The sequence below is a fragment of the Providencia sp. genome, from assembly GCF_052096715.1.
GTDB lineage: Bacteria > Pseudomonadota > Gammaproteobacteria > Enterobacterales > Enterobacteriaceae > Providencia.
On the sequence record NZ_JBQDNB010000012.1, the window covers coordinates 83,251 to 104,007 of the forward strand.

The 20,757-nt window shown below is 41.1% G+C and carries 14 protein-coding genes and 1 pseudogene; 9 read left to right on the forward strand and 6 right to left on the reverse strand.

Annotation, left to right across the window (positions count from 1 at the left end; all coding sequences use genetic code 11):
* Positions 1–138 precede the first annotated feature (138 nt).
* Complete coding sequence (rpmE, locus tag ACTH6U_RS11490; protein ID WP_068438214.1) at positions 139–354, forward strand: 50S ribosomal protein L31; 216 nt, start codon at positions 139–141, stop codon at positions 352–354.
* Positions 355–560: 206 nt separating this feature from the next.
* Here the strand turns inward: rpmE and ACTH6U_RS11495 are convergent, their stop codons facing one another.
* Complete coding sequence (locus ACTH6U_RS11495) at positions 561–1,316, reverse strand: hypothetical protein (protein ID WP_441832242.1); 756 nt, start codon at positions 1,314–1,316, stop codon at positions 561–563.
* 232 nt (positions 1,317–1,548) lie between these two features.
* A complete protein-coding gene (gene metJ / locus ACTH6U_RS11500) occupies positions 1,549–1,866 on the reverse strand; it encodes a met regulon transcriptional regulator MetJ (protein ID WP_294105183.1) in 318 nt (105 codons plus the stop codon).
* Positions 1,867–2,183: 317 nt separating this feature from the next.
* On the opposite strand from metJ, the gene metB reads away from it, so the two are divergent.
* The 3 genes from metB (at position 2,184) to ppc (ending at position 8,909) form a co-directional block, all read left to right on the forward strand.
* Positions 2,184–3,344, forward strand: coding sequence for a cystathionine gamma-synthase (gene metB, locus ACTH6U_RS11505; protein ID WP_294105185.1), 1,161 nt, complete (start codon positions 2,184–2,186; stop codon positions 3,342–3,344).
* A gap of 13 nt (positions 3,345–3,357) precedes the next feature.
* Positions 3,358–5,799 carry a bifunctional aspartate kinase/homoserine dehydrogenase II gene (locus ACTH6U_RS11510; RefSeq protein WP_294105186.1) on the forward strand — a complete coding sequence of 814 codons (2,442 nt, stop codon included), beginning with the start codon at positions 3,358–3,360 and terminating at the stop codon, positions 5,797–5,799.
* Positions 5,800–6,269: 470 nt separating this feature from the next.
* The gene (gene ppc / locus ACTH6U_RS11515) at positions 6,270–8,909 is read left to right on the forward strand and encodes a phosphoenolpyruvate carboxylase (RefSeq protein ID WP_294350746.1); all 2,640 of its coding nucleotides are present in this window, start codon (positions 6,270–6,272) and stop codon (positions 8,907–8,909) included.
* Positions 8,910–8,977: 68 nt separating this feature from the next.
* Here ppc and gadC read toward each other — a convergent pair whose 3' ends face one another.
* Positions 8,978–10,534: a glutamate:gamma-aminobutyrate antiporter gene (gene gadC / locus ACTH6U_RS11520; protein WP_294105190.1), complete on the reverse strand. Its 1,557-nt coding sequence runs from the start codon at positions 10,532–10,534 to the stop codon at positions 8,978–8,980.
* A 106-nt stretch (positions 10,535–10,640) separates the two neighbouring features.
* Positions 10,641–12,041 (reverse strand): annotated as a pseudogene (locus ACTH6U_RS11525) (glutamate decarboxylase).
* A 602-nt stretch (positions 12,042–12,643) separates the two neighbouring features.
* On the opposite strand from ACTH6U_RS11525, the gene ACTH6U_RS11530 reads away from it, so the two are divergent.
* Positions 12,644–13,693, forward strand: coding sequence for a linear amide C-N hydrolase (locus ACTH6U_RS11530; protein ID WP_441832243.1), 1,050 nt, complete (start codon positions 12,644–12,646; stop codon positions 13,691–13,693).
* Between the two features lie 56 nt (positions 13,694–13,749).
* Here ACTH6U_RS11530 and metF read toward each other — a convergent pair whose 3' ends face one another.
* Positions 13,750–14,634 carry a methylenetetrahydrofolate reductase gene (gene metF / locus ACTH6U_RS11535; RefSeq protein WP_294105198.1) on the reverse strand — a complete coding sequence of 295 codons (885 nt, stop codon included), beginning with the start codon at positions 14,632–14,634 and terminating at the stop codon, positions 13,750–13,752.
* A 225-nt stretch (positions 14,635–14,859) separates the two neighbouring features.
* Complete coding sequence (argE, locus tag ACTH6U_RS11540; RefSeq protein ID WP_441832244.1) at positions 14,860–16,035, reverse strand: acetylornithine deacetylase; 1,176 nt, start codon at positions 16,033–16,035, stop codon at positions 14,860–14,862.
* A gap of 102 nt (positions 16,036–16,137) precedes the next feature.
* Here argE and argC point away from each other — a divergent pair, with 102 nt between their 5' ends.
* The 4 genes from argC to argH all read left to right on the forward strand — a co-directional run bounded on the left by argC (position 16,138) and on the right by argH (position 20,701).
* A complete protein-coding gene (gene argC / locus ACTH6U_RS11545; protein WP_441832245.1) occupies positions 16,138–17,142 on the forward strand; it encodes an N-acetyl-gamma-glutamyl-phosphate reductase in 1,005 nt (334 codons plus the stop codon).
* 38 nt (positions 17,143–17,180) lie between these two features.
* Positions 17,181–17,957, forward strand: a complete 777-nt coding sequence (gene argB, locus ACTH6U_RS11550) for an acetylglutamate kinase (RefSeq protein WP_294105206.1) — start codon at positions 17,181–17,183, stop codon at positions 17,955–17,957.
* 67 nt (positions 17,958–18,024) lie between these two features.
* The gene (locus ACTH6U_RS11555) at positions 18,025–19,242 is read left to right on the forward strand and encodes an argininosuccinate synthase (RefSeq protein WP_294105210.1); all 1,218 of its coding nucleotides are present in this window, start codon (positions 18,025–18,027) and stop codon (positions 19,240–19,242) included.
* 82 nt (positions 19,243–19,324) lie between these two features.
* Positions 19,325–20,701 carry an argininosuccinate lyase gene (argH, locus tag ACTH6U_RS11560; protein WP_294105213.1) on the forward strand — a complete coding sequence of 459 codons (1,377 nt, stop codon included), beginning with the start codon at positions 19,325–19,327 and terminating at the stop codon, positions 20,699–20,701.
* Positions 20,702–20,757: the final 56 nt, after the last annotated feature.

Consider the following 20,757-nt stretch of genomic DNA (forward strand, 5'->3'; position numbering starts at 1 on the left):
CTGTATGATCCGCCGCCTTTGGTATGATTTATTTGTTTAAGCATATTAAACTTACCAATACATTAAATTCAATCAACACGACGTGTGGTGTCCGGCGTTAGGGCTGGAATGGCGGCACGGCCTTAAAGAGGTTTTCCCATGAAAAAAGGTATTCACCCTAAATACGAAGAAATTACTGCAACTTGTTCTTGCGGTAACGTTATGAAAGTTAATTCAACAGCAGGTCACTCGCTGAACCTAGACGTTTGTGGTAACTGCCACCCGTTCTATACTGGTAAGCAACGTGATGTAGCTTCAGGTGGTCGTGTTGATCGCTTCAACCAGCGTTTCAGCATCCCAGGCGCTAAGAAGTAATTTAGCCTGTAAAAAAAGGGGAACTTGGTTTCCCTTTTTTGATGCATTGAACGGTATTGCGCGAACAACATATTGCACTTAGTAATAAATATGTTCCTCAATAAAGTTCAAATAATGCGGTTAAGAAAACCTGTTCAATTTAATGTTGAGCAGGTTTTTTTTATTTCAATTTGTTTAGATTTCGATACGGTAACCGATTATTTTAGTTAGCGTTTACGACAAGGGGCTGGTGCATAGCCGTTATCCGCAGGGAATGGGTTAGCTTCACAATCAGGTAACTCTTCACGGACTTCAAAGATTGCCACACCAATAACACCAATGTTGCGTTCATCACCTTGTACATTTTGATTCACATAAGACTCTTCTGGCGCTGCAAAACGGAAGGCGGCAACTTGATCGCTATTTTTGCGAAAGCCTTCAATAGTTAACTCACTATTTGGGCGAACTAAGTAGCCACTATTTTGATAAGACCCTGCGCGACCATTGAGTACATCAATACCATCTACCGTTGTCACCACTTCATAAGTACGATTTTTATCTGCATTAGCAATAATTAGTTGATAACGTTGGCCTTCTTGAGCTGGCAGAATATATTGCCCTTGTTTATTACGATACATAGGCATTGTTCTTCCATTTTCATTTACGACTTTTACATTGACGGGCGATAACGAAACTTTGGATAACGTGCTGACATTGCTTGGTACTCGTTCACCGCGATAGTAAATGGCCGCAGTGTCATAAGGTTTATCAGTTAGGCGGCTTGCGGCAACGGTAACGACCGCCGAATCAACATCTTCACCCCATTTAGTGCCTAGTTTTTTTGCTGATGACGCGGGTTCTGATAATTCTTGGGCTACATCTTGATCTTGGATCTGACTATATCGAGGAGAGGATGCGCATCCTGCTGTTATCAGTAAAGCACCACCAAGTAAGCTTACAAAAGCCATATTGTATTTATTCATTGCATAATCCTTCATTGTTTTTGTTGCTAACAGAGGTTATCAACTGATGTCGCAGAGTGTAGATAAATACAAGCGATAAAACCTGAGGGGAATTCTGAAAGAGGAATAAATAGGAGTAATCTATACGTGGGTATTAAAGATTAATGCCACCTCTTTAATCGCGCAGTTTTAAGACTTTGCAAATAAAGGGATGGCACGAAATCAGAGGGATCAACCGAAATAACGAAGCTGATTAGTATTCCCAAGTATCTGGGTCAATACCGAGCTCACGCATGATATCTTTCGCCGCTTCTGGGATCTCATCACTACGCTCTTTGCGTAAATCTTCATCATTTGGCAGTGGTTGTCCGGTGAACGCATGCAAAAACGCCTCACACAGTAATTCACTGTTAGTGGCATGACGTAGATTATTAATCTGACGGCGAGTGCGCTCATCGGTTAAAATTTTCAGTACCTTTAAAGGGATTGATACTGTAATTTTTTTTACCTGCTCACTCTTTTTGCCATGTTCAGCATACGGACTGACATATTCACCGTTCCATTCAGCCATGAGTTACCTTGGATATATTCATTAATAATAAAAAATAATATGCGCATTACTTTTCAGATAAACTTGTTATAAGTCTCTAATCAGTACAAATTCAGCACATAAGCTAGAATTCACTTTACTCAGTTTAACACAATTTTATTTGTGAAATGAATGAGCTAGGTTTTTTTGTGTGATTGATAATCAATTTACACATAATAATTAGGGCTGATTATTTCATTAGTTGATATAAACGTAAAGAGGTTTAGACGTCTAGATATATTGACGTCCAAACATCTAGTGGGTATGATTTGAGCTATCGTCAATCAGGAGAAGCGTTTATGGCACACCAACCGTCGACTATCGCAATTCATAATGGATTAAATGAAGATCAGCAATTTGGCTGCGTTGTCCCGCCAATTTATTTATCCAGTACCTATAATTTTACTGATTTTAATGAACCGAGAGCTCATGATTACTCACGAAGAGGTAATCCGGGACGTGATATTGTACAAAAAACATTAGCGCAGCTGGAAGGTGGTAGTGGAGCGGTAATGACGAACAGTGGAATGTCTGCTATTCATCTTTTATGTACTGTCTTTTTACAGCCGGGGGATCTGCTTGTCGCGCCCCACGATTGCTATGGCGGTAGCTATCGTTTGTTTAATAGCCAAAGTCAAAAAGGTGCTTATCAAGTTCAATTTGTGGATCAGAGTAATGATGTTGAACTACAGGCAGCACTGGATAAAAAACCTAAATTAGTGCTCATCGAAACGCCAAGTAATCCATTATTGCGTATTTTTGATATACAACATATTGCACAGTTAGCGCATGAGGCTGGTGCGTTAGTGGTCGTGGATAACACCTTTCTTAGTCCGATTTTACAACAACCTATTGCGCTAGGGGCTGATTTTGTTGTGCATTCTTGTACAAAATATCTCAATGGTCATTCAGATATTATTGCAGGTGCAGTGATTGCAAAAGAAGAGAAATGGGCAATAGAATTAGCGTGGTGGGCTAATAATATTGGTGTAACGGGTGGCGCATTTGATAGTTACTTGCTGTTAAGAGGAATTCGTACCCTTTCTCCTCGTATTTTACAACAGCAACAAAATGCCCATGAAATCGTAAAATATCTTAAAGCTCAGCCTTTAGTGCGTAAATTGTATTATCCTGAATTAGAAGATCACGCAGGCCATGATATTGCGGTTAAGCAGCAAAAAGGTTTTGGTGCAATGCTAAGTTTTGAATTTGATGGCGATGAACCACAATTGCGCCGTTTTCTTGGTGCATTAACCTTGTTCACATTGGCTGAATCATTAGGTGGTGTCGAAACATTGATATCGCATACGGCAACCATGACACATGCCGGCATGTCACCTGAAGCGCGCTTTGCCGCAGGTATTACTGATAGTTTACTGCGTATTTCTGTCGGCTTAGAAGATCCTCAGGATTTAATTGCAGATTTAAATCATGCATTTAAGGTTGCAGCACAACGTTAGCGGAGTTTTTTTGATGAGTGTACTAACAGCGGTTGAGGTGACACCTTGTCACCGGCAGTTACATAAATTTGGGGGAAGTAGTTTAGCTGATGCTAAGTGTTATCAGCGAGTTGCCGCTATTATGGCTAACTATAGTCAGCCCGGTGATTTAATGGTTGTCTCCGCTGCAGGAAGTACAACAAATCAGCTGATTAACTGGCTGAAATTAAGTCAAAGTGACCGCATATCGGCTCATCAGGTTCAACAATCGTTGCGTCGTTATCAACAAGATTTGATTAGTGAATTATTACCTGAGATAAAAGCGACCCAGCTGAATAAATTATTCATTGAAGATTTAGAACATTTAAGTGCCTTGCTCGATAAACCCATTAATGACGCATCCTATGCAGAGGTGGTTGGGCATGGTGAAATTTGGTCTGCACGCTTAATGTCAGCCGTGTTAGAACATCAAGATATAGCAAGCTCATGGTTGGATGCACGTACATTTTTACGTGCAGAGAGAGCTGCTCAACCTCAAGTTGATGAATTACAATCAAGACCCCTATTGCAGCAGCAATTAGTGCAATATCCTAATCATCGTATCGTCGTAACGGGCTTTATTTCACGTAACCAGAAAGGTGAAACGGTATTGCTTGGGCGTAACGGAAGTGATTACTCTGCAACTCAGGTGGGTGCTTTGGCTGATGTTGCTAAGGTCACTATTTGGAGTGATGTGGCAGGGGTTTACAGTGCAGATCCGCGAAAAGTTAAGGATGCGTGTCTATTACCGCTGTTACGCCTTGATGAAGCGAGCGAGCTAGCGCGCCTTGCAGCTCCAGTGCTTCACACTCGCACGTTGCAACCTGTCTCTGTGAGTCAAATTGATTTACAACTTAGATGCAGCTATCAGCCAGAACAGGGCTCAACTAAGATTGAGCGTGTTTTAGCCTCAGGGGCTGGTGCTAAAATTGTGACTAGCCATGATGATGTCTGTTTAATTGAATTACGTATTGCAACTGGGCGCGATTTTAATCAAATTTGTAAGGACATCGACTTATTATTAAAACGTGTACAATTGCGTCCTCTTGCACGGGGTATTCACCATGATAGATCAATTCTGCAATTGTGCTATACCTCTGAAATTGTCGAAAGCGCCTTGAATGTACTCGAAGAAGCCGCATTACCGGGTACACTTTCTTTACGTGAAGGTTTTTCATTAGTGGCGCTAGTCGGTGCCGGTGTCTGTAAAAAACCGCTACATAGTCATCGTTTCTATGAAGAATTAAAAGGTCAGCCAGTTGAATTTATATGGCACTCGGAAGAAGGTATTAGCTTAGTTGCCGTTTTGCGTACTAATCAGACTGAGCATCTTATTCAAGGAATGCATCAAAGCTTATTTCGTGCAGAAAAGCGTATTGGGTTAGTTTTGTTTGGTAAAGGGAATATTGGTGCTCGCTGGTTAGAACTCTTTACGACTGAGCAACACAATATTTCGGCTCGTAGTGATTTTGATTTTGTTTTAGCGGGTGTCGTTGATAGCCGTCGTAGTTTATTGAATTATCAAGGTATTGATCCAAGCCGAGCGCTCGCATTTTTTGATGATGAAGCCATTGAACATGAAGATGACAATCTTTTTTTATGGATGCGTGCACATCCTTACGACGATTTAATTGTATTAGATGTCACGGCAAGTAATGCGTTAGCTGATAGCTATGTTGATTTTGCGAGCTATGGTTTTCACGTTATTAGCGCAAATAAAATTGCTGGGGCGGCGCCTACTCAGCAGTATCGTCAAATTCGTGATGCCTTTACTAAAACATCGAGCCATTGGTTATACAATGCCACCGTTGGTGCTGGTCTACCGATAAACTATGCTGTGCGAGATCTAAAAGAAAGTGGTGACGCGATACTGTCCATTAGCGGTATTTTTTCAGGTACGCTTTCATGGCTATTTTTACAGTTTGATGGTTCGGTACCCTTTAGTGAACTCGTCGAACAAGCGTGGCAGCAAGGGCTGACAGAACCAGATCCTCGTATTGATTTATCTGGACAAGATGTCATGCGTAAACTGATTATTTTAGCGCGAGAAGCGGGTTATGATATTGAACCTGATGAAGTTCGTGTTGAATCATTAGTACCTACTCAAGCCGCCACGGGTTCGTTAGATGCTTTTTTTGAAAACAGCGCAGTGATTAACGAGCAGATGTTGCAACGCTTAGAAGCGGCTCAAGAAATGGGGCTGGTATTGCGTTATGTCGCTCGTTTTGATGCAGTCAAAGGTAAAGCTAAAGTTGGTGTGGAAGCGGTTAGACCTGAGCATCCATTAGCTTCTTTATTACCGGGCGATAATGTTTTTGCGATTGAAAGTCGTTGGTATCGTGATAATCCTCTCGTTATTCGCGGACCAGGAGCAGGGCGTGACGTTACGGCAGGGGCTATTCAATCTGATCTAAACCGTCTTTCTCAATTGCTATAAATTAAATTTAACATATTTCAAGATGTCAGGTTGTAGCAAGTATTTGCCACTAACTTGCATCTTGAATTATTTTAGGCGTAATTTAATATTTATTCATTGCATCAGCATTAATATGCTGATTATATTTCTTAGTGAATTTTTCTTTTTTCCATTTTTTTATTCTGATGATTTAATTCTTAAGCCACATTCATGTCTTAAAAGTGCTGAATCGACAATATATTGCGCTGAAACAATACTTAGATAAGAAAAATTAATAAAAATAAGACTGTAATTAAATTTCATAAAAATCCCCCAAAATGTTTTTTTTCTGATATGAATATAGTGTTAAGGGTAAATTTAGCGGCATGCATCACAAAACTACAACTCCAGCACTGCCGGCTGAAATTTTGTTACAGGAAATTGGTTGCAGTTTGTTAGCCGTGACATAACTCGGTATCGCATTCTGCCAGAAGCACAAAGTCAGGAGTCCCATGAATCAGCAATATTCCGCAATGCGCAGTAATGTCAGTATGCTGGGTAAGCTACTCGGCGAAACAATTAAAGAAGCCTTAGGTGAGGATATACTCGATAAAGTCGAATCTATTCGTAAACTGTCTAAGTCATCTCGTGCAGGTAATGAAGCTCAACGAGAACAACTACTTATCACCTTGCAGAACCTCTCTAACGATGAATTATTACCAGTCGCAAGGGCATTTAATCAGTTTTTAAATTTGACTAACGTTGCTGAGCAATATCATAGCATTTCACCTCATGGTGAAGCAGCAAGTAACCCTGTGGCACTAAAAAAACTGTTTAGTCGATTAAAAGATAAAAACTTTACTGATGCCGATATTCATAAAGCGGTTGAACAGCTGTCCATCGAATTAGTGCTGACGGCGCATCCAACTGAAATCGCACGTCGTACTTTGATCCACAAACTGGTTGAAGTAAATACTTGCTTAGCTCAGCTCGATCACGATGATATTGCCGATTATGAACGCAACAACATTATGCGACGTTTGCGCCAACTGGTGGCCCAGTCATGGCATACCGATGAAATTCGTAAAATTCGTCCAACCCCGATTGATGAAGCAAAATGGGGTTTTGCTGTGGTCGAAAATTCATTGTGGGAAGGCGTTCCTGCCTTTTTACGTGAATTCAATGAACAGCTAGAAGAATCCGTTGGCCGTGTTTTACCCGTAGAAGCTAACCCAATTCGTTTTACTTCGTGGATGGGCGGTGACCGTGATGGTAACCCAAACGTTACGGCAGATGTTACCCGCGAAGTTCTGTTATTAAGTCGCTGGAAAGCTGCTGATTTATTCTTGAAAGATATTCAAGTTTTGGTTTCTGAGCTATCGATGATAGAGGCCACACCAGAACTGCGTGCGTTAGCTGGCGGCGATGATGTCGATGAACCTTATCGTCAAATTGCCAAAAATTTGCGGAGTCAATTATTCTCAACATTGGAGTATTTAGAACGTCGAGTCAAAGGCGAGCAAGTACTTCCACCGGCAGATTTACTGACGGATAACGCACAGTTATGGGACCCACTATATGCATGCTATCAATCATTGATTGCCTGCAATATGAAGATCATTGCTAATGGTCAATTGCTGGATACCTTACGTCGTATTCGTAGCTTTGGGTTACAGTTAGTCCGCATTGATGTACGCCAAGAAAGCACTCGTCACACCGATGCACTTTCAGAGTTGACACAATATTTGGAACTTGGCGATTACGCACAATGGTCAGAAGAGGAAAAACAACAATTCCTACTGGCTGAGCTACAGTCCCTTCGCCCATTAATACCGCAAGATTGGCAGCCAAGCCAAGAAACGCAAGAAGTATTCGATACCTGTCGTGTTATTGCAAAATCCAAAAATGACTCTGTCGCCGCTTATGTTATTTCAATGGCAAAAGTCCCGTCAGATGTATTAGCCGTAAAATTATTATTGAAAGAAAATGGCGCGTCAGTGAGATTACCGGTTGCGCCATTATTTGAAACACTGGATGACTTAAATAATGCTGAAAGTGTGATGAAAAAATTGCTGAGCATCGACTGGTATCGTGACTTAATTGACGATCGCCAAATGGTGATGATTGGTTATTCAGATTCTGCAAAAGATGCAGGCGTGATGGCCGCTTCTTGGGCGCAGTATCGTGCACAAGATGCATTGATTAAATTATGCGAAAAAGAAGGGGTTACATTAACCTTATTCCACGGACGTGGTGGCACCATTGGTCGTGGTGGTGCTCCTGCGCATTCAGCGTTACTATCTCAACCGCCAGGAAGCCTCAAAGGTGGTTTACGCGTGACTGAGCAGGGCGAGATGATCCGCTTTAAGTTTGGTCTACCGCAAGTTACCATCAGTAGTCTTGCTATGTATGCGAGTGCGATTTTAGAAGCGAATTTATTACCACCACCAGAGCCTAAGAATGAGTGGAAATCGGTGATGGATTCCTTGTCTGATGTATCTTGTGATATGTATCGTGACTATGTTCGTGAGCAACCTGATTTTGTTCCCTATTTCCGTTCTGCAACGCCTGAATTGGAACTCGCGAAATTACCATTGGGTTCAAGGCCCGCAAAACGTCGCCCAACCGGTGGTGTTGAAACGTTACGTGCTATTCCATGGATTTTTGCATGGACACAAAACCGTCTTATGTTACCTGCATGGCTAGGCGCAGGAGCTGCGTTGAAGCATGTTATTGAAAAAGAAGGCAAACAAGCGGTTCTGGATGAAATGTGGAAACAGTGGCCATTCTTCAATACCCGTATTGCAATGCTAGAAATGGTATACGCTAAAGCGGATTTATGGCTGGCGGAATATTATGATCACCGTTTGGTTGATGAGCGTTTGTGGCCTTTAGGATTGAAGTTGCGTAATCAGCTTTCTGAAGATATTAAAAGTGTGCTGGCGGTTTCTAAAGATGAAGCTTTGATGGCTGATTTACCTTGGATTGCCGAGTCTATTGCACTACGTAATGTCTACACTGATCCACTTAACGTATTACAAGCTGAGCTATTGCATCGTTCTCGTCAGCAAGAGCATGCTGATCCACGAGTTGAGCAAGCGCTTATGGTGACGATTGCAGGTGTTGCCGCAGGTATGCGTAATACAGGTTAGTTATTAATGAGATGATGAGTCTAAAAAAAGGCTGCCAATTGGCAGCCTTTTTCACATTATGACTCGAATTATTTTTTATTCGATGGCTCGTCTGCTGGCTTATCATCATGAACTAAATGATAGGTAGAGCGCGCCCGTGGGTGAATAAAGAAATGATTGGCTGGTGCATTATGTGTTTTGATATGTACCATTGAGACGCCTGTTTTTTTACCGCGTTTATCATGGAATGCATAGATGATAAACGGAACTAAGAAAATAATAACAAAACTGACAGCGAGTAATGTGACATAGGTATTATCGCTTCCTGCACCAGGTAAAGAGCTTGGTGGGAAGAAGGAAACCACAAATGCAAGAATCGAGATAATTAAACCGGCAGATGCAAGCGCTAACTTAACGCCTTTACCTCCAGGAATATTGAACGCACGTTTTTTCTCAGATTGTTTGCAAACTAAATGCATATATCCGAGGAATAACATGAAGTAGCTACAAAGATAAATGACTACTGTTAGGGCTAAGGCAATTAGGAACGACATATTACCGCCACCGCCAGTATTGGTGAGCACAATGATTGCCACAGTGGTAATCAATAACTGAGAAATAACCAATGTGACAGGGACGCCGTTTTTATTCACCTTTGCAAAACTTTGCGGCAAAATACCTTTTTGTGCAGCGACATACATTCCGCGAGATGGACCGACAATCCATGATGCAATTTCGGCTAACACACCTAAAAGTAATAATGCTGCGATAATACGAACAGCCCACTCAAGCGTTGAATTGAAGTGGGTTACGAGCACATTAAAGGTTTGGACTACACCCGCAGAAAGATTTATTTCGCTATTAGGGATAACCGCTGCAACCGATAGACCACCAATCGAGCTAAGGCATATTGCTGCAATCATTAACAAGAACATCGCCGCAGGATAATCTCTACCTGGATTTTTCATCTCATTAACGTGTGTTGCTGAGGCTTCTACACCCATATAACTTAAGATAAAAGCAACAAAAACGACTAATGTCCCAATTTGTGTAAAGTCAGGAATAAATGTCGCTGCACTTATTTCAATCGCAAGTGGGGCACCACTCACTAAATAACTAATCGCTAAGCCAACTAAAATGAGAGCAGGTAAAAGGATACCAGCAAAGAAGCCAACTTTAGCGATCGTCGCGGTGTATTTGGTACCACCAAATTGGGTAAAGGCTAAAGCCCATAAAATCACTAAAGCAGCAATAGTTTTAATGATGGGATCGGTGTTGAGCTCGGGCCAATTAAGAATATAAGAGAGCGCACCGAGTACGAAATAAAGCATAGGAATAAAACCGACCGCGATTTGCAGATAGCCAAAAGAAATGGCTGCAAATCCCCATCGTTCACCTAATGTATTGGAAACCCAAGCGAAAATCCCCCCTTCTTCCCAGCCTTCTACGGTTGCCATTTCGGCAGCACATAGCGCTACTGGAATAAACCACAACAAACCACCTAATAATAAGAAAAAAACTAAACTGAAACCGGATGTGGCAAATGTTGGGTACTCATACACTGCCATAACCATGGAGGCCGTGATCGCAAAAAAGCCCAGTAAACTCAGCTGTTTTGCTGCTGGAGCTGTGGTTGCCGTCGTCATAGACGTTCTCCTGTAATGTATTTAGCAAAATCAATCGGTACAACACTAAGACTTAATTAGACCAAAGAACAATGAAGACTCTTTGGCCTAATTATCGACAATTTGATTAGCTATGATTGAAGCCGCCGCCTTCTTGTTCAGAGAGCGGTTTACTAACAGGGTGTTTATCGAAATAATCTAGAGTACGTTTGAAATCTTCGATTAACAAAGCGGCAAGATCTAAACTGACACCGTGACGGACTAAAATACGTTGAACTACGAGATCTTCACGGTTGGCAGGCATAGAATAGGCCGGCACTTGCCAACCACGGCTGCGCAGTTTATCTGCGATATCATATAAAGAATAATTTGTAGCTTTGGCACCTTTTTTGAGTTTCCATGCAATTGCAGGGATCCCTTTTTGGCTGTCGCCATCGAAAATCATTTCAAAAGGACCTAATTTTTCGATTTCACGTGCAAGATATTGCGCAGTTGCGTAACACGCATTGTGAATTTTTGCATAGCCCTCACGACCAAGACGCAAGAAATTATAGTATTGCGCGATAATTTGGCCACCCGGGCGGGAGAAGTTCAAGGCAAATGTCGGCATGTTACCGCCTAAATAGTTCACATTGAATATCAGTTCTTCTGGTAAATCCGTTGCTTCACGCCAAATGACCCAACCCGCACCAAGAGGAGCTAAACCGAATTTGTGGCCTGAAGAGTTAATTGATTTGACGCGTGGTAAGCGGAAATCCCATTCAAGGTCGGGGGCACAGAACGGGGCAAGAAAACCACCACTTGCACCATCTACGTGGATAGGGATATCTAATCCAGTGTCTTTTTGCAGTTTATCTAAGGCATCATGAACGGCTTTAACGGGTTCATATTGGCAAGTGAATGTCACACCTAAAGTGGGTACGACGCCAATGGTGTTCTCATCAACACGCTTTAGAACTTCTTCCGGGTTCATGATGAGACGTTCGCCTTCAAGAGGGATCTCTCTGAGCTCGACATCAAAATAGCGAGCAAATTTATGCCAACAAACCTGAACCGGTCCACAAATTAAGTTCGGTTTATCGGTAGGTTTTCCTTGTGCCGCGCGTTTTTTACGCCATTGCCATTTTAGGGCTAATCCACCTAACATTGCAGCTTCTGATGACCCTATGGTTGAGCAACCGAGAGTATTTTCTGCATCTGGCGAATGCCAAAGGTCAGCTAACATGTGGACACAGCGATTTTCGATTTCGGCTGTTTACGGATACTCATCTTTATCGATCATATTTTTATCGATAGATAAGTCCATTAATTCGCGAATTTCATCATCAACCCAAGTTTGACAAAATGTCGCTAAATTTTGTCTTGAATTTCCATCAAGCATTAGCTCATCGCGTACAGCGCTAAATACATTGCGTGGATCTCTTTCTTTCGCTGGAAATTGAGTTTTGGGTAATGATTGAGATAAATCAAATGATGAATATACATCATCAAGCTCACTATAGGTCGGTGTTAATGACTTTTTACTCATATCTGTAATTTCCTTAATAACTAAATGTTAATTACTGCGTTTGAGAATTAAGCTCTACATTTAATATAAGACAGAAATTTAATATTAACAAAGCAAATATTAAATTTTATTTTAAATGTCTTAATTTGATTATGGTCATTAAACCAATATCTTAAAATTAGTACTAATTTGCGATACTAATATTGATTGTGTTTTTTTATTTAAAAATCATAACATTAAATTGAAATTATATTTCAATTTAAATTTTACCATGTTATTCATGTGGTTATGTTAGTGTCTATTTATGACTAATAAATCATAACTCGTCATTTATTAAGTCTTAATTGCTCTGTTTGATATTTACTTGAAAACAATATTTTTCCTAATTGTTACAATATTTAATTTATCATTTACCTATGGTTTATATATTTTTTAGTTCTTTTTATGATGACTAATTTGAAATTATCTTATATTTATGTTGGATCTAATTTGAGTTATGTATTATATGTAAATATAGTTGTTAAATTATCATATCCTGAAAGCATCTGAGGGAATTATTGCTATAAGATAATGATCATTAATTTATATTTTCGTGTTCTATAAATTAAATAATGGGAAATAACATGAATAATCATGCTTTTGCTTGTACAACGTTGGCAATTACGGATAAAGAAAACAATATTTATCATGGTAGAACTCTTGAGTTTTCATCTGATGAACCCGCTTCACTTTTATCGTATTATCCCAAGAATCATGTTTTTCAGCGGCAGGCACCTAATGGAACACAAGGTTTAAAATATAAAGTTAAATATCCTTTTTTAGCGATTACGGCGGCAGTCAGCTTTACGGGGGCAAAAGATGTATTACAAGGCGTTAATTCTGCTGGGTTATCATTTAGTTTGAATATGATCACTGATTCTGAATTAGCCCCCCTTAATCCTAAAAAATATGCTAAAGCGGTACCTATCGCGTCAATTGGTGAATGGGCATTATCTTTGTATGCGACGGTTGCGGAACTGAAATTAGTTATTCCCAAAACGGCTTTTTGGTCACAGAAATTACTCTTACTGCGAAATATGCCAAGTCCGTTTCATTATGCTTTTTATGATAAAACAGGTGACTGTATTGTGGTCGAGGTCTCTGAGGGCAAATTAAAGGTTTATGATAATCCAACACGTTGTATGACGAATGGCCCTGAATTTCCATGGCATTTAACCAACTTAAATAATTATACACAATTATCAAATATCGATGTTTCTTCAAGTACCCTCGGTAATATCAAAGTCAGTCAACCGGATAGTGGAATTGCACTTGCTGCAGTGCCAAATGCGGATACTTCAGTGGGGCGGTTTGTTCGCGCTGTCTATTATTCTACTTATTATCATCAGGTTGTAGATCCTGACGTTCAGATTGTTGAACTAGCGCATGTCATGAATAAATTTGATCGACCTAAAAATGCTTCAGTTGATCCGATGTTAGGGGAAGATGACATTTTTAAATTATATCTTACTGAATACTCGGTATGGACAGTACTGACGGATCTGCGAAGAGGTCTTTTGTATTTTAGAGGATACAACAATCTTAATTATCAAAAATTTACACTTGAAGAATTTAAAAATGAAAAAGAACCTGTCTTTATTCAAGTTAACCTTCCTAATACGAATGGGATATAGATAGGTCGTTGAAAGTGGAAGCGTAGAGGCTGCGCTATAGCAGCCTCTTAAAACGATTAAGGTCTTACACCTAAAGTATGGCAAATCGCATAAGTGAGTTCTGAACGATTTAGTGTATAGAAGTGGAAATCTTTCACTCCTTCGCGACTTAAAATTTTCACCATGTCCATTGCGATGGAAGCACCGACTAAGTTACGACTTTCTGGGTCGTCATCTAACCCTTCATACATTCTGCTCATCCATGATGGAATACGCACGTTAGTCATTTTGGCAAATCGATCCAGTTGACGGAAATTGGATACAGGTAAAATGCCTGGGACAATCTCAACATCAATACCGGTTGAAACACAGCGGTCACGAAAACGCAGATAGCTTTCTACATCGAAGAAAAATTGGGTAATTGCACGGTTAGCACCGGCTTCAATTTTCTTTTTTAAGCTAATTAAGTCAGCCTGAGCACTTTTCGCTTCAGGATGGACTTCTGGGTAAGCGGCAACTGAGATATCAAAATCAGCTTCAGCTTTGAGTAATTCGACTAAATCTGTGGCATACATGTCAGGTTTACGGCTGTTGTCGGGTAGATCACCCCGCAATGCGACAATATGGCGGATACCGCTATTCCAATAATCGCGAGCAATTCCTCTTAACTCATCACGGCTGGCATCAATACAAGTGAGGTGAGGTGCGGCAATGAGTCCTGTTTTATCTTTAATATCTTTAATGATGCTATGGGTTCGATCACGTTCACCTGAGTTCGCACCGTAAGTGACAGAGACAAATTTTGGTTTAAGATTTTTTAGCCTGTCGATAGATTTCCATAAAGTCTGTTCCATCTCTTCAGAACGAGGGGGGAAGAACTCAAAAGAGACATTAATTTGTCCATCTAATTCAGCTAAATTTTGATTCAACGCTTCGCGCTGATTTGCGTGAAAGAAACTCATACCCTGACCCTCGTGACTTTATATTTATTTATGACTAAATCCATTTATGCATCTATACGTTTAGACGTCTAAATAGAGATTACCGAATATTAATCGAGAGTCAACACTTAAATGAAATACATAACTGATGTTTTTTCAGTCACAACACGAAAAAAATTCATGATAAAAAAGCGTAACCCTTGATAAAGGGCTACGCTTGGAAAAAATAAATAGAGTAAGTTATTGTTATTTAGCTGAATCAGCTTGTAATTCTGTTAAACAAAAGTGTTCGACCATCTGACTTATCAATTGGCGAGTGGGCTCGATAAATTGCATATCGATAAATTCATCTGGCTGATGGGCTTGTTCTATTGAGCCTGGCCCCAAAACGAGCGTTGGGCACAATTCTTGAATAAAAGGTGCTTCGGTACAGTAATTAACGGTATCGGCTCTTTGCCCCAGCAACTGCTCAATCACCACAACCATTTTGTGATCTGTTGGACATTCATAGCCGGGGATTGGCGGATGCATAGGTTCAATCGCTAAACGCCCTGGCCATCTAGCTTTAACGGGTTCTAATGCCTCATTTAGCAGGTCATCGATATCTTGGAGTGTTAAACCTGGTAGTGGGCGGATATCCATATGTAATTCACAGCAACCACAAATTCGGTTTGCCGCATCACCGCCATGAATATGACCAAAGTTCATCGTAGGATAAGGAATGACAAACGCTGGATTATTAAAACGCTCTCTTAACGTTGTTCTCAGTGTCATGAGATGCGAAATAGATTCATGCATTAAGTCGATAGCATTCACACCACGGTCAGGATCACTTGAGTGACCCGATTGCCCCGTAATACGGATAGCATTGGAAAGATGGCCTTTATGTGCACGTATTGGTTGTAGCGATGTGGGTTCACCAATAATAGCAAAGTCTGGGCGCAGCGCAGTGCTTGCCGCAAAATAGCGAGCGCCAGCCATAGAGGTTTCTTCATCTGCGGTCGCTAATATATGAAGAGGGCGTTTGAGTTGAGTTAAATCAACATCACGTAATGCATCAAGAATAAAGGCAAAAAAGCCTTTCATATCCGCAGTCCCTAAACCATATAGCTTGCCATCGTGTTCAGTTAACTCAAATGGATTTCTTGTCCAACGCCCATCATCAAATGGAACGGTATCGGTATGGCCACATAACATTAGCCCACCATTTCCCTCACCAATTGATGCGAGAAGATTATATTTATCTCGTGTATCGGGAACGGGTTGGATATTTACAGAAAATCCGAGTGTTTCGAACCAACCGCCGAGTAACTCAATAAGGGCTTTATTGCTCTGATCAAGATGAGAATCAGTCGCACTAATCGACGGAATGGCAATTAATTGACGATAAATCTCAATAAATGCAGGTAATTTAATATTCACTGTTGACAGCCTTTATCCATAATAGTATCAATATTCATGCACTTTATTTGAATAAAAATACACATTAAACTGTTTGGGTCACGAGTACAAGGTAGAATACTTATGTTGAACGCACTCATTATCGGGGCTAGTGGCTATACTGGCGCAGAATTAGCCGCTTATTTGCAACGTCATCCTGAAATTAATCTTCAAGGATTGATGGTTTCCGCACAAAGTACAGATGCAGGTAAGTGCTTTTCTGAGTTATATCCTCAATATAAAGGCATTATTGAGCTTCCAGTACAGCCATTAACAGACGTCGCCGCAGCGACACAGGGCATTGATGTTGTTTTCCTCGCAACAGCCCATGAAGTTAGCCATGACATTGCCCCTCAATTTCTTGAGGCGGGTTGTGTTGTATTCGACCTCTCGGGTGCTTATCGTGTGCAAGATGCCGCTTTCTATCCTGAGTATTACGGTTTTGAACATACAAATACTGAGTGGCTAATGCAAGCAGTTTACGGTTTAGCTGAGTGGCAAGCTGAAAAAATCAGCCAAGCACAGCTTATTGCTGTACCCGGATGCTACCCAACAGTGTCTCAATTAGCGCTTAAACCGCTGATTGAGGCTAATTTGCTTGATGACGATATGTGGCCAGTTATTAATGCGACAAGTGGTGTATCGGGCGCAGGGCGTAAAGCATCGATGGCGAATAGCTTTTGTGAAGTTAGCTTACAGCCTTATGGTATTTTCACGCATCGTCATCAACCTGAAATTGCGACACATTTGGGCAGAGAGGTTATTTTTACGCCACATTTAGGTAATTTTGCCCGTGGCATACTGGCAACGATTACTTGTAAAGTGAAGCCCGGTGTAACTGCTGAGCAAATTAGCCAAACGTTTAAAACTGCTTATCAAGATAAACCTCTTGTGCGTTTATATGATAAGGGTGTTCCAGCCCTAAAATCGGTTGTTGGAACACCATTTTGTGATATTGGCTTTGCTTTGAAAGGTGAACATCTAATCTTAGTTGGAACAGAAGATAACCTATTAAAAGGTGCTGCTGCGCAAGCTGTTCAGTGCATGAATATTCGTTTCGGTTTTAATGAAACTCAGTCATTACTTTAATGCTCTTATGGGCAAGAATTAATTAAGGATAAAACCCCATGCAACCATTAGTGATTAAATTGGGCGGTGTGCTACTCGATAGTGAGGAAGCGCTTGAAAGATTATTTACTGCTATTCAAACCTATCGTCAGGCTCATCAGCGGGAACTGGTGATTGTGCATGGTGGTGGCTGCCTAGTTGACGAGTTAATGCAAAAACTGCAATTACCTGTGATGAAAAAGCAAGGGTTACGTGTGACGCCTGCTGACCAAATTGACATTATTACGGGTGCACTTGCGGGTACCGCTAATAAAACACTATTGGCATGGGCGATAAAGTATCAGTTACAAGCCGTGGGTTTATCGTTAGGTGATGGCCAAAGTGCCGTGGTTACCCAAATAAATGATGAGTTAGGCCATGTAGGTAGCGCAAAACCTGGCGATGCAACATTATTAAAACTGCTTCTTTCTGCAGGGTATATGCCGATCATTAGCTCTATCGGCGTGACCAAAGAAGGTTTATTGATGAATGTTAATGCGGATCAGGCTGCAACCGCGATTGCACAAGTCTTGAATGCGGATCTTGTTTTACTCTCGGATGTTAGTGGCATTCTTGATGGTAAAGGTCAAAAAATTGATGAAATGACGACGAGTAAAGCGCAGAAGTTAATTGACCAAGGCATTATTACTGATGGAATGATCGTAAAAGTGAATGCTGCACTTGATGCTGCGGCAACATTGCAGCGTCCTGTCGATATTGCAAGCTGGCGTCATGCGGAGCAACTTCCTGCGTTGTTTAATGGAACAGCGATCGGAACACGAATTTTGGCATCATAAATTGACGTATTAGTACGTTAACTGATGAATTAAATAATTAATTAAGCGGAATTGGGATAGGTAAGTTATGAAAAAGGGCATTAAAAAAATCGTTTTGGCATACTCCGGTGGACTCGATACATCAGCAATCATTCCATGGTTGAAAGAAAATTATGATGAATGTGAAGTTATTGCTTTTGTTGCAGATGTTGGCCAAGACAGAGAAGAGTTAGTCGGCGTAGAGCAAAAAGCATTGCAGTCAGGCGCATCTGAGTGCTATATCGTTGATTTACGCGAAGAATTCATTAAAGAGTACATTTATCCAGTGCTGAAAACAGGTGCGCTGTATGAAGGCAGCTACCTACTCGGTACTTCAATGGCTCGTCCTATCATTGCTAAAGCACAGGTTGAAATTGCATTAAAAGTCGGTGCGGATGCCGTTGCTCATGGCGCCACAGGTAAAGGTAATGACCAAGTCCGTTTTGAAAGTACGTATACTGCATTAGCGCCACAGTTACAGGTAGTTGCACCATGGCGTGAGTGGGATTTACGTTCCCGTGAAGCACTGCTGGATTATCTAAAAGTGCGTAATATTCCAACTACAGCGAGCCTTGAAAAAATTTATAGCCGTGATGAAAATGCATGGCATATTTCAACAGAAGGCGGTGTATTAGAAAGTACTTGGAATGCCGCGAACCAAGATTGTTGGGTATGGACCGTATCCCCAGAAGATGCACCAGATGAAGCTGAATTAGTGACTGTTGGTGTTAAACAAGGTGAAGTGGTTTCAGTTAATGGTAAAACGCTTTCTCCATTAGGTTGTTTAGAAACACTAAATAGCTTAGGCGCGAAACATGGTGTTGGCCGTATTGATATCGTTGAAAACCGTTTAGTGGGGATGAAATCACGTGGGTGTTATGAAACCCCTGGTGGCACTATCATGATGGCGGCATTACGTGGTATTGAGCAACTTGTTTTAGACCGTGATAGCTTCAAATGGCGTGAACAGTTAGGTCTTGAAATGTCATATGTTGTTTATGATGGACGTTGGTTCGCACCATTGCGTCATTCATTACAAGCTGCTGCAGAATCATTAGCGCAAGATGTGACAGGTGAAGTTGTTCTGAAATTGTACAAAGGTCAAGTGACTGCAATCCAGAAGAAAGCAGATAAGAGCTTATATTCTGAAGAGTTTGCAACTTTTGGTGAGGATGATGTTTACGATCACAGCCATGCTGGCGGTTTTATTCGTTTATATTCATTATCGTCACGTATCCGTGCATTGAAAGAACAAAACAAAGCATAAAAAATCGCGTTAATGTAATACCCCGACTGCGGTTTTGCGGTCGGGGGCAAAACTTATTTTATCAATCAGGTAGGGATTAGTTATGGCACTTTGGGGTGGACGTTTTAGTCAGGAAGCCGATCAGCGGTTTAAACAATTTAATGATTCATTGCGTTTTGATTATCGCTTAGCGCAACAAGACATTATCGGCTCAGTGGCATGGTCAAAAGCGTTAGTCACAGTAGGTGTTCTGTCTAATAGTGAACAACAATCTTTAGAGCAAGCGCTCAATGCATTATTGAAAGAAGTTCAAGATAATCCTGAAATTGTGCTGCAAAGTGATGCAGAAGATATCCACAGTTGGGTAGAAGGCAAACTGATTGATAAAGTCGGCGATTTAGGTAAAAAATTACATACGGGTCGTAGCCGTAATGACCAAGTTGCCACTGATTTAAAATTGTGGTGTAAAGATCAAGTGGCGTTACTCCTCGAAGCTGTGAATGAGTTACAGCAAGCATTGGTGATCACTGCTGAAAATAATCAAGATGCCGTTATGCCTGGGTACACACATTTACAGCGCGCACAACCGGTGACATTTGCGCATTGGTGCATGGCCTATAGTGAAATGTTGGCACGTGATGAAAGCCGCTTGCAAGATACACTAAAACGTTTAGATGTAAGTCCTCTCGGTTGTGGTGCTTTAGCAGGAACGGCTTATGATATTGACCGTGAACAACTTGCACAGTGGTTAGGCTTTTCATCTGCAACACGTAATAGCCTTGATACGGTCTCTGATAGAGACCATGTACTTGAATTATTATCAGATGCCAGCATTGGTATGGTCCACTTATCGCGTTTCGCTGAAGATCTAATCTTCTTTAATAGTGGTGAAGCTGGGTTTGTCGAGCTTTCGGATAAAGTGACCTCTGGTTCATCACTAATGCCTCAAAAGAAAAATCCAGATGCATTAGAGCTTATTCGTGGTAAATGTGGCCGTGTACAAGGTGCGCTTACCGGTATGATGATGACCTTGAAAGGTTTACCGCTGGCTTATAATAAAGACATGCAAGAAGACAAAGAGGGGCTATTTGATGCCCTTGATACCTGGTTAGATTGCATGCACATGGCGGCATTAGTTTTAGACGGTATTCAAATTCGTCGTGGACGCTGTGAAGATGCGGCAAAACAAGGTTATGCGAATGCAACAGAGCTTGCTGACTACTTAGTTGCGAAGGGGATTCCATTTCGTGAAGCGCACCATATTGTTGGTGAAGCAGTGGTAACCGCAATCGGGCAAGGAAAAGCTTTAGAGGAGATGGCGCTGAGTGATTTGCAAAAATTCAGTGATACAATTCAGTTAGATGTGTATGAAGTTCTATCGCTACAATCGTGTTTAGATAAAAGGCTTGCTAAAGGTGGGGTATCTCAGAAACAAGTTGCGAATGCAATTGCAGATGCGAAAATTCGCTTGGGTTTGTAGCGCGTATTATTGAGTAAAAAATGGGGGGTAGCATAGCTACCCCAATTCCCATAACG